This is a genomic window from Empedobacter sp. UBA5987, assembly GCF_002429865.1.
Classification (GTDB): Bacteria; Bacteroidota; Bacteroidia; order Flavobacteriales; family Weeksellaceae; genus Empedobacter; species Empedobacter falsenii_B.
On the sequence record NZ_DJBB01000019.1, the window covers coordinates 1 to 18,666 of the forward strand.

17 protein-coding genes and 5 tRNA genes are annotated in these 18,666 nt (G+C 30.0%); 9 read left to right on the forward strand and 13 right to left on the reverse strand.

All coding sequences use genetic code 11. The features are described from left to right. Positions 1-123: 123 nt before the first annotated feature. The 5 genes from B3J26_RS03495 to B3J26_RS03515 form a co-directional block, all read right to left on the reverse strand. A tRNA-Tyr gene (locus B3J26_RS03495) sits at positions 124-204 on the reverse strand. A 32-nt stretch (positions 205-236) separates the two neighbouring features. Further along, positions 237-310, reverse strand: a tRNA-Thr gene (locus tag B3J26_RS03500). Positions 311-351: 41 nt separating this feature from the next. After that, a tRNA-Thr gene (locus tag B3J26_RS03505) sits at positions 352-428 on the reverse strand. Between the two features lie 7 nt (positions 429-435). After that, positions 436-516: transfer RNA gene (locus tag B3J26_RS03510), tRNA-Tyr, on the reverse strand. A 17-nt stretch (positions 517-533) separates the two neighbouring features. Further along, positions 534-607, reverse strand: a tRNA-Thr gene (locus B3J26_RS03515). Positions 608-884: 277 nt separating this feature from the next. On the opposite strand from B3J26_RS03515, the gene B3J26_RS03520 reads away from it, so the two are divergent. The 3 genes from B3J26_RS03520 (at position 885) to B3J26_RS03530 (ending at position 4,161) form a co-directional block, all read left to right on the forward strand. After that, complete coding sequence (locus B3J26_RS03520) at positions 885-2,531, forward strand: Na/Pi cotransporter family protein (RefSeq protein WP_291073285.1); 1,647 nt, start codon at positions 885-887, stop codon at positions 2,529-2,531. A gap of 30 nt (positions 2,532-2,561) precedes the next feature. Further along, on the forward strand, positions 2,562-2,951 hold the full coding sequence (locus B3J26_RS03525; RefSeq protein ID WP_291073287.1) for a hypothetical protein: 390 nt from the start codon (positions 2,562-2,564) through the stop codon (positions 2,949-2,951). Positions 2,952-3,177: 226 nt separating this feature from the next. Then, complete coding sequence (locus tag B3J26_RS03530) at positions 3,178-4,161, forward strand: acyltransferase (protein ID WP_038334559.1); 984 nt, start codon at positions 3,178-3,180, stop codon at positions 4,159-4,161. 43 nt (positions 4,162-4,204) lie between these two features. Here B3J26_RS03530 and B3J26_RS03535 read toward each other — a convergent pair whose 3' ends face one another. The 4 genes from B3J26_RS03535 to B3J26_RS03550 form a co-directional block, all read right to left on the reverse strand. Beyond that, a complete protein-coding gene (locus tag B3J26_RS03535; protein ID WP_291073289.1) occupies positions 4,205-4,462 on the reverse strand; it encodes a hypothetical protein in 258 nt (85 codons plus the stop codon). Between the two features lie 85 nt (positions 4,463-4,547). Further along, a complete protein-coding gene (locus B3J26_RS03540) occupies positions 4,548-6,065 on the reverse strand; it encodes a DUF3857 domain-containing protein (RefSeq protein ID WP_286473980.1) in 1,518 nt (505 codons plus the stop codon). A 67-nt stretch (positions 6,066-6,132) separates the two neighbouring features. After that, positions 6,133-8,001: a DUF3857 domain-containing protein gene (locus B3J26_RS03545; protein WP_291073292.1), complete on the reverse strand. Its 1,869-nt coding sequence runs from the start codon at positions 7,999-8,001 to the stop codon at positions 6,133-6,135. Positions 8,002-8,072: 71 nt separating this feature from the next. After that, a complete protein-coding gene (locus tag B3J26_RS03550) occupies positions 8,073-8,963 on the reverse strand; it encodes a TIGR01777 family oxidoreductase (protein ID WP_291073294.1) in 891 nt (296 codons plus the stop codon). 45 nt (positions 8,964-9,008) lie between these two features. Between B3J26_RS03550 and B3J26_RS03555 the strand changes: the two genes are divergently transcribed. Continuing rightward, on the forward strand, positions 9,009-9,884 hold the full coding sequence (locus B3J26_RS03555) for an ion transporter (RefSeq protein WP_291073296.1): 876 nt from the start codon (positions 9,009-9,011) through the stop codon (positions 9,882-9,884). Here the strand turns inward: B3J26_RS03555 and B3J26_RS03560 are convergent. Beyond that, entirely contained in the window at positions 9,881-10,852 is a 972-nt protein-coding gene (locus B3J26_RS03560; RefSeq protein WP_286473993.1) for a YihY/virulence factor BrkB family protein, read from the reverse strand. The genes B3J26_RS03555 and B3J26_RS03560 overlap by 4 nt on opposite strands. A 26-nt stretch (positions 10,853-10,878) precedes the next feature. Here B3J26_RS03560 and rlmH point away from each other — a divergent pair, with 26 nt between their 5' ends. The 4 genes from rlmH to B3J26_RS03580 are packed head-to-tail and all read left to right on the forward strand — an operon-like array spanning position 10,879 to position 13,677. After that, on the forward strand, positions 10,879-11,352 hold the full coding sequence (gene rlmH / locus B3J26_RS03565) for a 23S rRNA (pseudouridine(1915)-N(3))-methyltransferase RlmH (RefSeq protein WP_038334530.1): 474 nt from the start codon (positions 10,879-10,881) through the stop codon (positions 11,350-11,352). After that, entirely contained in the window at positions 11,345-12,178 is an 834-nt protein-coding gene (locus B3J26_RS03570) for a CPBP family intramembrane glutamic endopeptidase (protein ID WP_280062531.1), read from the forward strand. Before rlmH ends, B3J26_RS03570 begins: the two co-directional genes overlap by 8 nt. Further along, positions 12,179-12,760 (forward strand): RdgB/HAM1 family non-canonical purine NTP pyrophosphatase, encoded by a 582-nt coding sequence (gene rdgB, locus B3J26_RS03575; RefSeq protein WP_280062532.1) that lies wholly within the window; start codon positions 12,179-12,181, stop codon positions 12,758-12,760. Then, a complete protein-coding gene (locus tag B3J26_RS03580; RefSeq protein ID WP_291073299.1) occupies positions 12,757-13,677 on the forward strand; it encodes a ribonuclease Z in 921 nt (306 codons plus the stop codon). Before rdgB ends, B3J26_RS03580 begins: the two co-directional genes overlap by 4 nt. A gap of 50 nt (positions 13,678-13,727) precedes the next feature. On the opposite strand, the gene B3J26_RS03585 is transcribed toward B3J26_RS03580, so the two are convergent. The 3 genes from B3J26_RS03585 to B3J26_RS03595 all read right to left on the reverse strand — a co-directional run bounded on the left by B3J26_RS03585 (position 13,728) and on the right by B3J26_RS03595 (position 18,199). Next, entirely contained in the window at positions 13,728-16,763 is a 3,036-nt protein-coding gene (locus tag B3J26_RS03585; RefSeq protein WP_291073301.1) for an AAA family ATPase, read from the reverse strand. Between the two features lie 72 nt (positions 16,764-16,835). Next, the gene (locus tag B3J26_RS03590) at positions 16,836-18,041 is read right to left on the reverse strand and encodes a metallophosphoesterase family protein (protein WP_125348858.1); all 1,206 of its coding nucleotides are present in this window, start codon (positions 18,039-18,041) and stop codon (positions 16,836-16,838) included. A 2-nt stretch (positions 18,042-18,043) separates the two neighbouring features. Then, positions 18,044-18,199, reverse strand: coding sequence for a hypothetical protein (locus B3J26_RS03595; RefSeq protein WP_185144078.1), 156 nt, complete (start codon positions 18,197-18,199; stop codon positions 18,044-18,046). 153 nt (positions 18,200-18,352) lie between these two features. On the opposite strand from B3J26_RS03595, the gene B3J26_RS03600 reads away from it, so the two are divergent. After that, on the forward strand, positions 18,353-18,487 hold the full coding sequence (locus B3J26_RS03600) for a 30S ribosomal protein THX (RefSeq protein WP_219033578.1): 135 nt from the start codon (positions 18,353-18,355) through the stop codon (positions 18,485-18,487). Positions 18,488-18,666 lie beyond the last annotated feature (179 nt).

Here is an 18,666-nt window from a genome sequence, read left to right on the forward strand (position 1 = left end):
CAACTTTTGATACTGATCCGTAAAAAGTCCTTTAAAAAGGGCTTTTTTTTATGATGAACACATTAATAAAAAAAATCATCAAAAGATTTGATGATTTGCTTTCCAAATATTTAAAATGGATTGTGGGGAGAGCAGGATTCGAACCTGCGAAGGTTACCCAACGGATTTACAGTCCGTCCTCGTTGGCCGCTTGAGTATCTCCCCGCCTAATAATAAAGTATTCTTCAAAAAAGAAGAGCCGATAGAGGGACTCGAACCCACGACCTGCTGATTACAAATCAGCTGCTCTAGCCAGCTGAGCTACATCGGCGATTTTTTATTTTTGTTTTAAAAGTAAAATATAAACTTTTTTGGAGCCGATAGAGGGACTCGAACCCACGACCTGCTGATTACAAATCAGCTGCTCTAGCCAGCTGAGCTACATCGGCTTTTTAGTGGGGAGAGCAGGATTCGAACCTGCGAAGGTTACCCAACGGATTTACAGTCCGTCCTCGTTGGCCGCTTGAGTATCTCCCCGACCTATATTTTTGTTGAGCCGATAGAGGGACTCGAACCCACGACCTGCTGATTACAAATCAGCTGCTCTAGCCAGCTGAGCTACATCGGCAAAAATATTATTATTTGAATATTTCAAATTGAAAACAGGAGATTCATTTCTCGAAAGAAGTGTTGTTCCTTTTTCGTGGTGCAATATTAGGGCAGTTTTTCGAAACTCGCAAATGTTTTTTCAAAAAAAAGTAGAAGTTTTTTCTAAAAAATCACTTCAATTTTGAAAATCAGAATTTTAGAATTCAAAAAAAAATTAAACTTTTTTTCAATAAAAGTAAAAAAGATAATATTCTATTTACATTAGAGTCCCTATTTTTGTAGTCAATTAATCATTAATGCATCTTATCATACAAATTTTGCAACTTTTCGGAGCAATTGCTTTGTTCATTTTTGCGATAAAACTATTAAGCGAAAATTTACAAGCATTATCTGGATCGAATTTTAAACGCACTTTAAACAAATTAACCAAAAACAATTTTTCGACAATTGTTACAGGTACTCTTTTTACAACAGCCATACAATCTTCGTCGGCTGCGAGTGTGTTTATATTGGGATTTGTAAATGCTGGATTGATTAATTTGCGAAAAGCATTTGGCTTAATATTAGGCGCAAATATCGGAACTACGCTTACATTGTGGTTGGTCTATTTCGGAATGAAATTCGATTTGGTACAAATTGCATTGCCTCTTATATTGGTCGCTTTTCCGTTTTATTTATCGAAAAAACGTAACCAAAGAAAAGTAGGTGGAATTTTATTTTCGCTTTCGTTACTTTTTCTTTCGCTTTATTTCCTGAAAACTTTTTTGCCTTCTATCGAAAGTCATCAGAAGTTACAAGAATTCTTTCAGCATTTATCGAATTATGGCTTATTGACTAATTTGTTGTTTATTCTATTCGGAATATTATTAACGGTTTTAGTCCACTTTTCATCTGCATCCATTACGATTGCAATTTTATTAGCGAGCAAAGGTTTACCTATCGAATTAGCTGCAATGATTGTTTTGGGAGCAAATATCGGAACAACTTTTACAGCGCATTTAGTTGCAGCAATTGGAGATAAATACACGAAAGTTGTCGCAGCATTTCATACATTTTTCAATATTGTAATTGCGTTGATTTTTATGTTGATTGCAAATTTTGTTTTAAAATTTATTGGCTCAACAATTTCATCAAATATCGCTGTTCAGCTGATTACTTTTGATACGATTAGTAATTTGGTTGGTGTAATTTTATTTACTCCTTTTATCAATAAAATAGCTTTCTATTGTCAGAAAAAATATTTCTCTGTAAAATCTACTGACAATAAATTAGAATTTTATGCAATTCCATTCGGTACAAATTCTGACCTATATAAAAATGAAGCCAATAAAAAACTTCTGAAACTTGCTTCTACAACGAAACAAACGATTTATACGCTTGGTCGAATGATTACTGAAAGTGATGAAGAAAAGATTTTGGTTTTTCGTGAACGAATTTTGGAACTGGAAAAAGAAGGTGATCAATTGGAGCGAGAAGTCAATGAATTTTTGAATGAAATTGCTGATTTAGATTTACCAAACGAAAATACAATTGCGATTCATCAACTAATTACGCTTTGTTATCATTTGGAAAGTGTGGGTGATATTGCAATTAAAATTTCTTCTATTCATCGTCGTCGTAGAATGACAAACAGTTATTTTACACCAAAAATGAGAACATATTTGGTCGAATTTCAAAACAATTTGGATCAAACAACACGCATTTTAAATCAAAATTTGAACGAAACACAAGAAGAAGTTTCTATCAAACAAGCGGAATTTATCGAAAAAACGATTAATACAATTTACAAATCTGCCGAAGCCAATTTGATGAAGACAATCGAAAAAGAGAAACTTTTGACTACAAGTGCGCTTTTCTACAAAGATTTAATTCAGAATTACGAAATTCTTGGTGATCATCTTTACAAAGCCAATGCAACAATTGTTAAGCTTAAAAATCAGTAGATTTTTGTAAGTTTAAAGAAATTATATTGCGTGGCTACCACATTTACAATAAAGCTTGAAGAACAAATTATTGGAACTACAGAATTTGAATTTGCAGATGTTCCGATGGGAGTTGTTTATGGCAAAATAAATTTTATAAATATTGAATCTCCTTATTTATTATTCAAAAATTATTGTTTAGCTAATAACATCCATATAAATTATGATTCTGAAAAAGAAAGATTGATAGACACAGCGATTATTCCAAATCTTAGAATTTATTATAATGATTTTAAAGAAGAATTAAAAAGTTGGGGAAGTTCTATTTCTGGAATTGAAATTTCTGATGACGTATTTGAATTTGAAATTACTTTATATGGTTTAGAATATGAAACGATGTCAACTTTATTCAAACATCATTTTGATGAATATTTTAAATAATAGCTTATCTTGAATTAAAATTCGTCAATTCGAGTGATTTTTAGAAAGAAATTTCTAAAAATTGTATCGAGAATTAAGACAAATTTTATCTTCTAAAACTTTATTCTCGACACAAAATTCTAAACGAATTTCACTCGAATTGATGGTTTTATTTATAAAATTATTGATGAGTAGAATAATATCATTCAAATTCGCTCACTTCTACTCTATTTTGTAATTTTGCAAAATGTTTGATTCAAAGCAAATTTTTTCTATTCAATCCGAAGAAGATTTCCAAAACGTTGCATTGGAAGTTTTCCGTTATCAAGCGCAAGAAAATGAGGTGTACAAAAACTTCTTAAATTTCTTGAACGTTGATTATTCTACTGTAAAACACACCAACGAAATTCCCTTTTTACCGATTCAGTTTTTTAAGAAATTTGAATTGATTTCGGGAAATCGTGAAGTGGAAAAGATTTTTACAAGTTCTGGAACAACTGGAATGGCGACAAGTAAGCATTTGGTTACGGATTTGGCGTTGTATCATTATAGTTTAGAAAAATGTTTCGAACAATTTTATGGTCCACTTTCCGATTACACTATTTTCGCGCTTTTACCTTCATATTTGGAACGTACAGGTTCGTCACTGATAGATATGGTGGAGTATTGGATTGAGAAATCTGGCAGCGATAAAAGTGGTTTCTATTTGTATAATCACGATGAATTGTACGAAAATCTTATTGCGCACGAAAAAACGGGCAAGAAAGCAATTTTGATTGGTGTTTCATTTGCTTTATTAGATTTTGTCGAAAATTATAAAATGAATTTGCAGCACACAATTGTGATGGAAACTGGCGGAATGAAAGGTCGCAAGAAAGAAATTACGCGCGAAGAATTGCATTCAATTTTGAAAAATGGTTTCGGAACAAATGAAATTCATTCGGAATATGGAATGACGGAATTGCTTTCGCAAGGTTATTCTCGAGGAGATTTGACGTTTAAATCGCCAAATTGGATGCGAATTTTGATCAGAGAAACCGAAGATCCTTTCCAATATGTTGAAGAAGGAAAAACAGGCGGCGTAAATGTGATTGATTTGGCAAATTACAATTCGATTAGTTTTATTGCAACTGATGATTTAGGTAAAAAAATAACTCACAATCAATTTGAAATCTTAGGACGTTTCGATCATTCGGATGTGCGAGGTTGTAATTTGATGGTGATTGAATAATAAATAAAATCCCGCACTGAGAAATTCAGTGCGGGATTTTTTATTATTTCTTTTTCATTAAAATGACTGTATCCTTATTTCTTTCTGCTATTTTGTTTAAAAATTCTGAATATTCTTTGAGTTCTTTATTGGTTATAATTGCTTGATTAACCAATAAAATATAGGAAATAACAAATTCGTTATTTTTAATTTCTAGATGTTGTTTATATTGTAATTTATTTCCTAAAGCATTAATTTCTTTATCAAAACTATCATGTTTTAATGTAAAATAATTTGGAATTTTAGATTTAAATTGAATCACTTTTTGAAATGGAAAATCTAATTCAACTTGATATTTTCTATCCTTATCAATGGCTAAAAAATTTAAATCTTCATTAAACGGAAATTCAAATCCTAAATAATCTATTTTTTTTCTCTTTTACAGCAAATATCTTATTAATAGAAGAATATTCTCCTTGATTATTTGTATCATCTGACGAATACACTAATTCATTAAACATTGGAAAATCATATTTCTTTTGATTGTCTTTGTTAAAATAACCTTTGAATTTATTTAAAGACTTCATTTTAACATCATCTTGTTTAAACTCAATTTCATTTATCAAATAGCTTTCTGATAAAGGTGGATTTATATTAAAAAATTCATCCTGCTTGGATTCGAGTTTTAAAACCAATTGATTATAGAAATCTAAATAAGGAAAAACAATCTTTTCTTTGTAACTATCGTCAACTATTTTTAAAATATTTTCATCAAAAAGATAAATCTGATTATCTAAAACTGACATATTTTGAATATTTGAAATTCTTGATACAATAGGAAAATTCATGATTAATCTTCCTCTACCTCTATAACTATTTATGACTAAATGAGATTCTATTCCTTTTGATTTGAGTAGTTTATTAACTAAAATAACTAACTCTAAATTAGAACCTATTTTGGTTCTTAAAATTCCAGAATTAAAATTTGAGATTTTATCAATAATTTTAGAATTATCTGTCTTGTAAATTTTTCTCACATATTCTATCACATTTTTATATGTTTCTAATTGAGAAGATCCATTCTGAATTTTTAAAGCAATCTCATTAAAATTGGCTCCTCTTAAATTCGTTTCTATTTTCTTTGTAAAAACAGATCGAAATGAAGTCCACGTTGGAGAAGAAAAAATAGTACCATGCCAATCTTGCTCCGCTGTATATTGAAATCCTATTGACTCTTTAAAATCTCTAATATTATATACTTTATTGAATTTCTTAACACTTGGAACATTTTCAATTTCCCAAGATTTGTTTGCCTTTCTGTTTCCATATTTCTCATTCAGCTTTTGACCAATCAAATAAATTCGATAATCAAAATCTGTATGCATTCTAATATCTAGTTTTGATACTAAAGTTGGATAATCATTCTGAAAATTCCACGGTGTCGCATATAAATCTGCTGTACGTACATCTTCCGTTTCATATTCTATTATAGAGCCCACCTTAATATTTGGAATTGCATAAACTATTCTCCTTGTGTTTTCATCTACTGTTTCCTCTACAATATCAGCCTTATTAAGTTTAGAAATAATTATTTCATTATTAATCTTATTATAAACCTGAACTTTATTAATCTTTGGACGATTATATTTATTATTAGGATTATAAGTGAATTCTAGAATATTTCCTTCAATAGCATCTTGTTTTAAAATCTTTTTTCGAATATGTTGTTTTATAACATATCCATAATTTTTCATTTGTAATTCTCCGTATTCTGAAAGAATAACAGCTGAAGCATCTGACTCAAATGGAACATTTGTGTAGTTATATTCTTCTTCGGATATATTTCCGAATTCAAATTTAGTTGATTGGGCTAAACTTAATTGAACCAATAAAAAACTAAAAATAAAATAAATATTAAATTTCATACATAGTGTTATTGTATAAATATAAAAAACAAATCCCGCACTGAGAAATTCAGTGCGGGATTTTGGTTTATTTCTTTTTCATTAAAACTTCTTTCAGAGATTCTGTTTTTATTTTCTCAAAAAACTGTTTCAATTCATTGTATTTATCCGCTTCATAAACACCTTCTGGCAATAAAAATTGAATCGCTAACGTGAATTGTCCATCTTTCACTTTTGCTTCTTGATAATATTCTAAACCAAGTTCAGTTTTGTGATGTGCTTTGTACTTTTCATCAATTATCATTTCGTAACCATCTGGAATTTTAGATTTCACCTGAATATTAAACAAATAAGGATAATTAAATTCTATTTTGCGTTGACGATTTGTATCGTCAAAAGTATATTGTTTTAGAAATTCGCGCAAAGGATTAATAAATGTATAAAATGGAGCATTCGGAATTACAGTTTTTGCTTTATAGTTTTTAACGTAAGAATCAGTATCAAAAACCGTTTTATCATTAATTTCTTCGTCCAAACGCACATCTAAAGATTCAGTCAAATATCTATTCAAAACATTTTTTTCGTCTATATCATCATCATAAAAATAACCATTGAATTTGTCTTTACGATAGAGAACTAAATTTCCATTACTCATAAAATCATACTTTAATGATGATTCATAATAAGACAATTTTTGATTCAACTTTACAAAAGAAGCATCACCTTTTTTGATGACAATCCCGTGATAATTAAATACATCTAAAGGTCCAAATTCGATTTGCTCTTTATTTAATTTCGAAGCATCCAAAATAATATTTGAAGCGCCATTATTCAATTTCACAACTGTTAAAACAGAATTGAATTGATTGACAATTGGATAAGAAAACAAAATTTGTCCATGATGACGACTACTAAACATAACCATCGAAGTTTCGAAACCTTTGGCGGTTAAAATTTCATTCAATAAAAGATTCATATCTGCCGTAGAACCAGATTTTTCTTTCAACAAAGTTTTGTTTGAACGTGTTGGAATAATTCCATAAAATCTGTTCCATTTTACATTTGAATCAATATATTCAATCACATTTTTCAAAGTTTCTACCTCATCTTTTCCATTCGGAATATTTTGCGCAACATCTCTGATTGCATAAGGATTTCGATACAAATCATATTGTGCATTTATATCTTGAATCAAATCTCTCCACGCGCTCATCGTAGTTTTCTTTGCTCCATCAGTATGATAAGTAGCAGCCTGTATTTTGATACGTTCGCTTTGATCTTCAAGATTATAAACGTATTTTAATTGATTATAACTTTGAATATTATGTAATAACCATTCTGTTGAACTTGATTTACCTTTATACTTTGTATTCAAACCATCACCAATTGTAATAATCGAATACGTACCATAAGCTTGATTATTTAATCGAAACTTGCTCGAAAGCGTTGGTATATCGTGTTGAAAATTCCACGCATCAATAGAAAAATTGTGTTCGCTACTTTTGATATAAGTATACTCGATAATAGAACCAACTTTTACATTTGGAAAAGTGAAACGTTTTGCAGCATACAATTCATTTAGAGAAACATCAAAAATCTCTTTTTCATCAATCGGAGTCATTTGCTCTACTCCATTTATAATATTAATTGTACTTCCCTTGATTCCGCTTATAGATTCATTTTTATTCTTGCTGTAATAATTCAGTTGTATATTTGCTTCATCAAGTCCTTTATCAGTCAGTATTTTGATTCTTCGTTTTACAGTCAAATAATAATTAGACGAAGTTAAATCCATTTTTCCTTCTTCCGAAAGAATAACAGCATCTGCATTTTTCTCAAAAGGAACTTGAGTTAAGTTAATTTCTTGCTCCGAAATTTTTCCGAATTTTAAATCTTTCGATTGCGCATTTGTATATAATGCAATAAATAAAAAGAGTAAAGTAATTTTTAATTTCATTTCAATTTGTAATTCTTGCGAAAGTACGGATACGCAATAGGATATAAAGAATAATCTAAATAAAATTTTCGTTACTTTTCTATCAACTCCTCCAACGCTTTTTCTAAGGTAGGATATTGAAATTCGAAACCTGTTTCTTGAATTTTAGTTGCGTCAATTCGAGAGCCTTTCAAAACCAAATCACTCATTTCACCTAACGCTAATTTCATTACAAAAGCAGGAATATTTGGCATAAAAAACGGTTTATTCATTTTTTTCGCTAACATATGATTGAAATTTGAATGATTGATATTTTCTGGTGACGAGGCATTATAACTTCCATTCATTTTTTCATCCTCGACAGCTTGCGCATAAATCTGTAACAAATCCGCATTATGTATCCAAGGCATCCATTGTTTTCCGTCGCCAAGATTAGCTCCTATACCAAGTTGAATAGGTTTTTTTAATAATTTGAAACCTTCGCCATTCTTTGCCAAAACTAAAGAAGTTCTAAGACAAACTACTCTCGTTCCTATTTTTTCGAACTGATAGGCAGCATTTTCCCATGCGACACAAACTTCTCCTAAAAAATCAGTATTTGGTTTATCTGTTTCTTTGAAAATTTTATCTGAAGTGATTTGTCCATAATATCCTGTTCCAGACGCAGAGATAAAAAATTTCAAATCAATATTCAATTTTTTAACATATTCAAAAAGCAAATTTGCTGTATCAACTCGGCTCGAAAAAACTTCTTTTTTGTATGATTTCGTCCATCTTTTCGCGATTAAACTTCCTGCCAAATGAATAATTCCGTCCAAATTTTCAAAAACTTTTTCATCAATTTTATCTTTATTCCAATGATAAAAAGGATGTTCTATCTCTTTTTCTCTTGTCAAAATGCGAACTTGATGTCCATTTTCAATTAAAATTTTTGTTAATTCTGAACCAATTAATCCACTTCCGCCTGTCAATAGAATATTCATACTGAAATTTTTTCCTAATTTAGCTCATTCCAAAAATATAAACCAATGTTTAAAGGTCGATTTCCTTATCTAAAAAGAATGGGGGCTGATGAAGAAAAGAAGCTAAAACAAAAAATCTTCGATATCATTTTTGAAGCTGATACGCCTTACGGAAAACTTTTTGACATCTCCTTATTACTCTTAATTTTATTGAGTGTTGGATTGGTGATGTTAGAATCTATCCCAGCAATTAATGCGCGTCATCACTCAGTTTTAGTGACTTTGGAATGGGTTTTAACCTCTTTATTTACCATCGAATATTTGCTTAGAATTTATTGTGTAAAAAATCGTTGGCGTTATATTTTTAGCTTTTATGGGATTATTGATTTATTATCAATTTTACCATTCTATTTAGGACTTTTCTTCCCTACAAGCAAGTATTTATCGAGTATCCGAATTTTACGTTTATTACGTATTTTCAGAATTTTTAATCTCACTCGATTTACACGAGGAAAAAATGTATTGATGCTAGGACTGAAAGAAAGTAAAGATAAAATCATTGTTTTCTTATCATTCGTAATATTGATTGTTGTAGTAATCGGTTCTGTCATGTATATGGTTGAACACGATCATCCCGAATCTGGTTTCACAAGCATTCCGATAAGTATTTATTGGGCAATTGTTACCTTAACAACAGTAGGTTATGGAGATATTTCACCTGTTACAGGTTTAGGTCAATTCCTAGCGTCTGTTGTTATGATTATAGGTTATGGTGTAATTGCTGTACCAACAAGTATTATTACAATGGAAATGAATAAAGCTTCCAGAACAAAAGAAGATATTCCTACAAATACGCAAAGATGTCGCAACTGTGGCGATGATTATCACTTAGATGGAGCGATTTATTGCAAAACGTGTGGTCATTTACTAAATGAACCTTAAAATTTATCCAAATTAATAAATCGGTTGTTGTCAATATGATTGACATATTCGTAATTTTTAGTGTAATTAATTGACATATTCAATTCGTAACCAACTAACATCAAAATCACATTGATGTACACAAAAATCATCATAATCATCACTAATCCAAGCGATCCATACAACAAATCGATGTTGGTAAAATAGCTCAAATACGTGTTAAAACCAATAACTGTCAATAAGAATAAAGCAGAAGTTAACAATGCTCCTGGAATTACTGTACTACGCGATTTTTTGTGATTTGGTCCGAAATAATACAACATACACATCGAAACAAAGTAGAAAATAAATACCGAAAAATAATTGATTAAATACGAAAATTGACCAAGTTTAGTCAAATATGAAACATTAGTTAAATATTTCCAAATAATTGATGTCGAATACGATAAAAACACTTGCAACACAATAAAAGCTGTAAAAAACAAGGTTAAAATAATCGAAATCATTCTCGATTTAGAATTTTTTCGTTTCACATAAACATCTTGATACGAGACATTAAATCCATTAATAATTCCTTGGATTCCGTTGGATGACATAAAAATTGTAATCAAAATCAAGAAATAATTCACTTTACGTTTTCCTTGTACAGCCGTCGTTTTATCAATATACGAAATCACTTCGTTACTCACATGTTTAGGTAAAAGTTGGGGAAGAAGTTGCGTAAACAGTAAATTTTTTATCTCTTGGTAATAAGCCAAATGCGGTAAAACACTGAACAAAAAAAGCAAAAATGGAAACATACTAAAAAATAAAATCCACGAAACTGCCGCCGAACGCAACGGAAAATTACCTTTCATGACGCGAATCCAAAAAACTTTCAAGAAATCATATACCGTGATGCCCGTATTTTTGTTCATCAATTTTGTTTTCGACCAATCTCGAAAATAATTTATTCCTGTATATGTTTTAAAATCTTGTAGAATGCGCATATTTTTGTCTCAATAAATAATTTTGAATGAATATTACGACCATTTGTATCGGTAAAACAGACGAAAAAGCCATCGAAATGCTATTACAAAAGTATGAAAATCGATTGCCTTCGCACATTAATTATCAAAGAATTGAAATTCCTGACATCAAAAATCGTAAAAATTTGTCCGAAATTCAACAAAAACAAAAAGAAGCTGAGCAAATTTTGAGTAAAATCGTCAATACAGATTTTGTGATCATTTTGGATGAAAAAGGAAAACAGCCTACTTCGAAGCAATTTGCAGATGATATTCAAAATTACATGAATCAATCTGTCAAAAATCTTGTCTTTGTGATTGGTGGTCCTTATGGTTTTGACGAATCTGTTTACAATCGTGGAAATAAAAAAATGTCTTTATCCAATATGACATTTACGCATCAAATGGTTCGCTTATTTTTAACAGAGCAAATTTACCGAGGATTTAGTATATTGCAGGGTAAACCTTATCATCATGAATAACACCTCTCCGTTTGAAGAATTTGTTCCAAAGCAAGAAAATAAACTAAGTTTTGGCATTGGAAAAGCACTTTTGTATAGCGCGATTGCAGTGATTATGATGCAATTTGCTGGCGGACTTGTTTCTGCTCCTGCACTTTTTTACAAACCGCTTAATCACGTTCTTTTACCATTAGGATTTTTAACAGGAACGGTTTGTGCAATTGTTATTTTATTGATGTTGACACAAACTAAATTTGCATCAATTTTAAAAGATATCAAACACTCTTTTACACCAATTCAGCTTATATTATCAATAGCTTGTTGGTTATTTCTTTTGCCTTTAGCCGAAGTTGCAACAAGTTTAATCCCAACAACTGGACCTTTAGAAGAAATCTATAAAATTTTTCAAGCTTCTTTTGAAATGATGTTAGATTATAAAATCGCAGGGTTTATTATGATTTGTATTTTAGCTCCAATTTTCGAAGAAATTATTTTTAGAGGAATAATCTTGAAAGGAATGCTAAATTTCAATATAAATCCAACCACTGCAATCTTAATCAATGGATTTATTTTTGGATGCGCACACATGAATCCTTGGCAATTTATAGGCGCTGGACTTTTAGGAATCATTTTTGGAGTAGTTTATTACCGTACAAAATCGTTGTTTTTGCCTATGTTATTACATTTCTTAAACAACACACTTTCTTACTCGTTAATGCTGATACAGGGCGATATGGAAGGCGAAGTTTTTGCGCAAAGAGATTATTTATTAATTGGAGGAATGACACTTATCGGAATTTTATCTGTCTATTTATTAATCAAAAAAACAGAACAAAAAACAATATAAATGGAATTAATTTTTGCCACACATAACAACAATAAAGTAAAAGAAGTTACAAAAATGTTACCTTCTTACCTATCGATGAAATCGTTGACTGATATTAATTTCTTTGATGAAATTGAAGAAACTGGAACAACTTTCGAAAAAAATGCACAACTGAAAGCGAAAACTATTTTTGATAAAACTGGGAAAAATATCTTTGCAGATGATTCTGGATTAGTGATAGAAGCCTTAGATGGCGCGCCTGGTGTATATTCTGCTCGATATGCAGGAACAGGAAAAGACGAAGATAATATTGCAAAAGCGTTGAAAGAATTGGAAGGAAAAACGAATCGAAAAGCGTATTTTATTTCTATTTTCTGTTTAATTTTAGATGGAAAGGAATATTTTTTCGAAGGACGAGTGAACGGAACTATTGCAACTGAAATTATGGGTGACAATGGTTTTGGCTACGATCCGATTTTTATTCCTGATGGTTTTTCAAAATCTTTTGCACAAATGTCTCCTGAAGAAAAAAATGCAATTAGCCACCGAGGAAAAGCTGTCGAAAAATTAAACGATTTTTTAACTAATCTAAACGTAAATTGAGTTTACAACTAACAATATTAGGATTTAATTCGGCATTACCAACAGCTTTTACGCATCCGACCGCTCAATTATTAAATATAGCAGAACGCTATTTTTTGATTGATTGTGGAGAAGGAACACAAGTACAATTGCGAAAAGCGAAGGCAAAATTCAACCGAATAAATCACATTTTTATATCGCATTTACATGGTGATCATGTTTTTGGATTGATTGGATTAATTTCTACACTTCAATTACTTGGCCGCGATATGCCTTTGCATATCCATGGTCCAAAAGGAATTGAGGAATTTATTACGACACAATTACGTTTAACAGAATCCAATAATTCATTCGAGATTATTTTCAATGAATTGCATACAAAAGAATCTGTTCTAGTTTTTGAAGATGATAAAGTAGAAGTTTATTCTATTCCATTAAATCACCGAGTTTATACAAATGGTTATCTTTTTCGAGAAAAGCCAAAACCTCGAAAATTGAATATGGATACGATCGAGGAATTTCCAGAAATTGAAATCTGCGATTATCAAAATTTGAAAAATGGAAAAGATTTTACGTTAGAATCTGGAAAAATAATTCCGAATGATTATTTAACATTTGATGCTCAAAAATCATTGAGTTATGCGTTTTGTTCGGACACAAAATATAAACCAGATATTGTTCCGATTATAAAAGGTGTCGATTTGTTGTATCACGAATCAACATTTTTGCATGAATTGAAAGATTTAGCCGTTTATACAGGACATACAACTGCAAAAGAAGCTGGAAAGATTGCAAAACAAGCCAATGTAAAGAAATTAATTTTAGGTCATTTTTCTAATCGCTATCACGATTATAAGCCTTTGTTAATAGAAGCGCAAGAAGAATTTACGAATACCGCTTTACCCGAATTGCTGAAAACAATAAAAATAGAAAGTTAGTAATCAAAATATAAAAAAATCCGTTCGGTAATTCGAACGGATTTTTTTGTTTACGAAACTACTTCTATCAAACTACCTTTTTCTTCGTCTTTTGTAATTTGAAGCGCAACAGGAATTCTATCTTTTAATTCATCAACGTGAGAAATAATACCGACAATTCGATTCTCTTTTTGCAAACTCATCAACGTTTCAAACACAATATTTACAGCATCTGCATCTTGCGTTCCAAAACCTTCATCAATAAAAAAGAAGTTTTTTTCTGACTTCGCATTTGTTTGCACACTTTCTGCCAAAGCCAAAGCTAAACTCAACGAAACTTGAAAAGATTGTCCTCCAGAAAGCGTTTTCACACTACGTGAACGCCCTTCATTCAAATAATCTATAATCTCAAAATCATTGTTGTCATTCATTTGTAAACTCAATTGATTTCTCGTCATTCGATGAAATCGCACATTTGCGTTATCACATAATTGTTTCAAATAAATAGACGAAACATATTGCACAAATCCAGCTGAATTAAACAAATTTCGCATCGTTTGTAAATTCGTCGCTCGTTTTTGTAATTTTTCCAATTCAATTAACAAATCTTTCTTTTCTGCAAAAGATTTATTTAATCGCTCAATTTCAGTTTTTATTTTTGTTACAATTTCGCTCGCTTCTTTCAATTGATTTGTTACAAAAGTTAATTTTTCTTCTTGTGTTTTATAAATCATTTCATCAAAAGAAACATCCGCTAATTTCTGCTCTAATTCATGAATTGAACTTTTCAAAGTTTCGAACAAAATTCTAAAATCTTCTAATTCTTTTCTGATTTCAGAAACATTAAACTGTTGATTTAAAACTAATTGAACTTCTTCAATATTTTGTATTTGATTTTTTTCTAATGATTTTTCTAATTGATTTTGATTAATAGCCAATTCTTCTTTCAACTCAATGATTTGTTTTTCAACTAATTCAATTGAAGTTTTTTGAGAAGCTAATTTTGGATTTAATTGATTTAAACTTTCTATAAATTGAATATAATTTTGTTCAATTTTCGCATTATTAAGTTTTAAATTATTCAAATTCTGTAGCACATTTTCTGTTGTTTTACTTTGAAAATCTTCAAAATTCAATACTTTTAAATTTGCTTGATTTTGCTTGATTTGAGAAGCTTTTTCAGCTTCTTCTAATCTAAATTTTTCTAAAGCATTTTTATATTTTTCAACAGATTCACGTTCTTTCTCTAAAGTTTCACGAAAAGTTTCAATCTCTTTATTTTTATTCGAAATTGTTTTGTCCAAAGCAATAGCTGCTTTCTTTTTTTCTTCAAATAATTCAACATTTTTCGAATCAAAATCTTTCCAAACAAACAAATTCATATGATTTTCTTGTTCAATTTTCAGATCATTCAAAACTTGATTTTCTTGTGCAATTTGTTTTTCAATAAACTGTTTTTGATCAATCATTTTCTGAACTTCATTTTGTTTTTTCTGAAGCGATTTTAACTTTTCATCAATTTGATTTAATTCATTATTTACAACTTCAAATTTCGTGGAAATATCATCAATTTCAACAATATTCGGATGCTCTAAAGCGCCACAAAGCGGACAAGATTCACCTTCGTGTAAATTATGTGCAAAATGAACCAACTTTTGCTGAACTTCTAATTCATTTTTCTGTTTTTCAATTGATTTTTTAGTTGATTCAAGCTTTTCAAATTCAGAACTAAACCAATTTTCAAAACTTGAAATCTCAATATTTTCAGTTTTTAATTGAGTTTCAAAAACATTAATTTGTTGCTTTTGTTCTTCTATTTTAGATTGTTGTTTCTGAATAGATTGTTGCAAATTTTGATTCTGAACAAACCAATTTCCAACTTCAATCAAAGTCTGAGAATCTATTTTTGACTTAGCTAAAGTTTTGACTTCTTTTTCAGATGATTTGATTGAAGCTTCAATTTTTTGTTCATTTTTCTGAACCTCTTCAACTTCTTTCAAACCTTTTGCTGTTCTTACTTTTAACTTTTCTATTTCCTCTGAAAAAGTTAAAATCTGAACAATTAATTCTAAATCCGTTTCTTCTTTTCGTTTTATTGGTAAAGTTTCATAATCAGTTTTAATCGCTTCAATTTGGTTCGAAATTTCTTTGATTTGATTCTCGATTAAAGTCAATTGTTTTTGTTGATTCTTAACTGAAATTGACTTTTCTTCAATTTGATTTGAAACTTTTTTATGATTTTCTAAAAGTTGAGAAAACGCATTAAAAATCAATTCATAGCGCTCAATTTCAAGTTTTCGTTGATCCATTTCGTCTTTCTGAACTGAAACTTTTTCAAACTCAATTTTCTTTTGTTTTAACGTCTCAAAATCTGATTTCAACGATTTTAAATGTTGAAACGATTCATTCATTTGATTATATTCTTCTTGAACTTTATTGGTAACTTTTGTTTGTTCAATCAAATTTTCTTCAAGCTCTTTTATTTTTTCTTCCGAAACTTCTTCAAAACTAGATAATTTTCCTTCTAGTTGATTCAAATTCGTTAAGTTTTGAGAATTTAAAGCTGCAACTTTATCTTGTAAATCATAACGATGAAGTCCAAAAATCTCCTTCATCATTTGCGTACGAGCAGTTGGTTTTAACTCAATAAATTCCTTGAATTGTCCTTGAGGAATAATAATAGTTCTCCTAAAATTCTCTGAACTTAAGCCTAAAATTGGTTCTACATCAGAATTTTCTTGCGGAATCCACTCTTGTTCAAATTTGTATAAAACAACTCCAGAATTAACTATTTTATCGAAATTCTTTCCGTTACGTTTATATTCCCTTGTTATTTTATAATAAACATTGTCCGCATTACGAAATTCGAATTCTATAAATAATTTATTCGACTTCAAATTCATCATATTATATGCAAAATCTTTCGATCCTAAACGATCAGAATTTCCATACAAAGCAAATGTTATCGCTTCCAGAATAGATGATTTTCCGGAACCTACATTCCCAAAAATTCCAAATAATCCTGCTTCAGTTAATTCAGAAAAGTCAATTGTTTGGCGCTCTTGGTATGAATAAAGTCCTTCTATGGTTAATTTTACTGGAATCATTTTTTAAGTTTAAGGTTTAGATTAAGGATAAGATTTCTTGATATCATAATATAACTTCAAAAAATAATCAATTTAACTATTCAAAATTTCGTTAAACAAATCCTTTATTTCGTCGTTTGGTTCTTGATTTCCATTTTTCGATTTGAAATAATCTGCAAACAATTCCTTCATATCTTTTGTTTGATCTGCAAACTTATACTCAACCATTTCAACCTCTTGATTTTTAACTTTCGGAATCAAATGAATAATTCCATCATGTGATTGATAAATCAATTTTCGTTCATCAGCTTTCAAAAAAGAATCACTTTCTAAAATCAATTCAACCAACGCATTTTGATTTTCATTCAACCATTCTACAGCTAAATTTATATCATCAAAAGTTTTTCGAATAAGCGGTTTTCCATGCTTTAATTCAATTTTATGATAAGAAATAGTTTTATTTGGTTCTGCTTCTATTACCGAAACATACTTGGTTTGACCAGCTTCGGAAAAACTATAACACAAAGGCGAAGAGCTGTACACAACAGGTTTTTCTTCTGTTCCGATGTTCTTAAAACCATGCAAATGTCCAAGCGCTGTATATTGAATTTGAGGCGGAATAGCTTCGGAAAAAATCATATCTGCATTTCCAATTTTAATCGGTTTTTCGCCTTCTGGTTCCTCTAAAATTTCAGCACCTTTTTGGTTCATATACAAATGTGCTATCAATAAATTAACACCATTTTCGTCACAATATTCATCCGCAATATTTTTCCAATTTGTCGCTAAAACTTCATTCAATGCATCTTCTTTATTCTCTCCAAAATATTGTTTCAAACGAATTTCGTTTGCATAAGGCGTATGAATAATTCGAATCGGGTAATCGAAAGAATTTAATTTCAATTCAATCATTCCTTCTACAGATTTTAAAATTTTGAAATCATTTAATTCAAATTCCTGAATTTTTGCATTTGGATAACCAATCAAAATAATTCCACATTCGCGTGCCAACGGATCTGGCGCATCAATCAAACTTGGAGAATCGTGATTACCAGAAATCGCTACAACAGGACGTTTTCCGTTATTCGAAAGTCTTTTTAATGTTTTATAAAATAATTCTACAGCTTCCACACTTGGATTAAAATTATCAAATAAATCGCCCGCAATAAGTACCAAATCGACTTGTTGTTGATCTGCAATTTCGATAATCTCGTTCATCACTAAAATTTGTTCTTCTAATCGCGAAAAACTATCCAATTTTTTGCCCAAGTGCCAATCGGCTGTATGTAGAATTTTTATCATTATTCTTCCGTTTCTGGTTTATTTTTATCATTAAATCGTTGATTGATTGCTTTCAATCGAGCTTTGCGTTCAGCTTCGGCTTCTTGCGCTTTACGTTTCTTTTGATCTAACTTTTTCTTATGCGCTTTTTTATTTGCATCTGTATTTCTACTCATTTCTATTTGGTTTAAAATTAATTTTTCTCCACGCCAAATGATGTCGCAAAGTTAGATTAAATGATAAAGAATTGTAAATCTTTTGTCCAACTAAATTGAAATTATTAACTTGGGTAGAAAGTAATCGAATTTATTAATTTTAAAACATTTATAATGGGAAAAGGCGATAAAAAATCGAGAAGAGGAAAAATTGTGAATGGCTCTTATGGTGTAAAACGTCCGAGACATAAGTATTATTATGAGGAAGATGTTGTTGAAGAAAAACCAACCAAAAAAGCTAAAAAGTAATTTTTTGAAGCTGAAAATCAGGATTGATTTTCAGCTTTTTTATTTTATTCAACTCAACAATAATTTATCCAATGATGAGAATAAAATCTACAATTTAAGCCATTAAATATTGAGTTTATTTGTGCTATCAAAAAAATAAAACATGAATATTTTATAAAACCGGTAGTGCATTTGTATTA

Coding starts and splice junctions, on each gene's coding strand:
- B3J26_RS03520 (WP_291073285.1), top strand. CDS start 885: ATGCATCTTATCATACAAATTTTGCAACTTTTCGGAGCAATTGCTTTG.
- B3J26_RS03530 (WP_038334559.1), top strand. CDS start 3,178: ATGTTTGATTCAAAGCAAATTTTTTCTATTCAATCCGAAGAAGATTTC.
- B3J26_RS03540 (WP_286473980.1), bottom strand. CDS start 6,065: ATGAAATTTAATATTTATTTTATTTTTAGTTTTTTATTGGTTCAATTA.
- B3J26_RS03545 (WP_291073292.1), bottom strand. CDS start 8,001: ATGAAATTAAAAATTACTTTACTCTTTTTATTTATTGCATTATATACA.
- B3J26_RS03550 (WP_291073294.1), bottom strand. CDS start 8,963: ATGAATATTCTATTGACAGGCGGAAGTGGATTAATTGGTTCAGAATTA.
- B3J26_RS03555 (WP_291073296.1), top strand. CDS start 9,009: ATGTTTAAAGGTCGATTTCCTTATCTAAAAAGAATGGGGGCTGATGAA.
- B3J26_RS03560 (WP_286473993.1), bottom strand. CDS start 10,852: ATGCGCATTCTACAAGATTTTAAAACATATACAGGAATAAATTATTTT.
- rlmH (WP_038334530.1), top strand. CDS start 10,879: ATGAATATTACGACCATTTGTATCGGTAAAACAGACGAAAAAGCCATC.
- B3J26_RS03570 (WP_280062531.1), top strand. CDS start 11,345: ATGAATAACACCTCTCCGTTTGAAGAATTTGTTCCAAAGCAAGAAAAT.
- rdgB (WP_280062532.1), top strand. CDS start 12,179: ATGGAATTAATTTTTGCCACACATAACAACAATAAAGTAAAAGAAGTT.
- B3J26_RS03585 (WP_291073301.1), bottom strand. CDS start 16,763: ATGATTCCAGTAAAATTAACCATAGAAGGACTTTATTCATACCAAGAG.
- B3J26_RS03595 (WP_185144078.1), bottom strand. CDS start 18,199: ATGAGTAGAAATACAGATGCAAATAAAAAAGCGCATAAGAAAAAGTTA.
- B3J26_RS03600 (WP_219033578.1), top strand. CDS start 18,353: ATGGGAAAAGGCGATAAAAAATCGAGAAGAGGAAAAATTGTGAATGGC.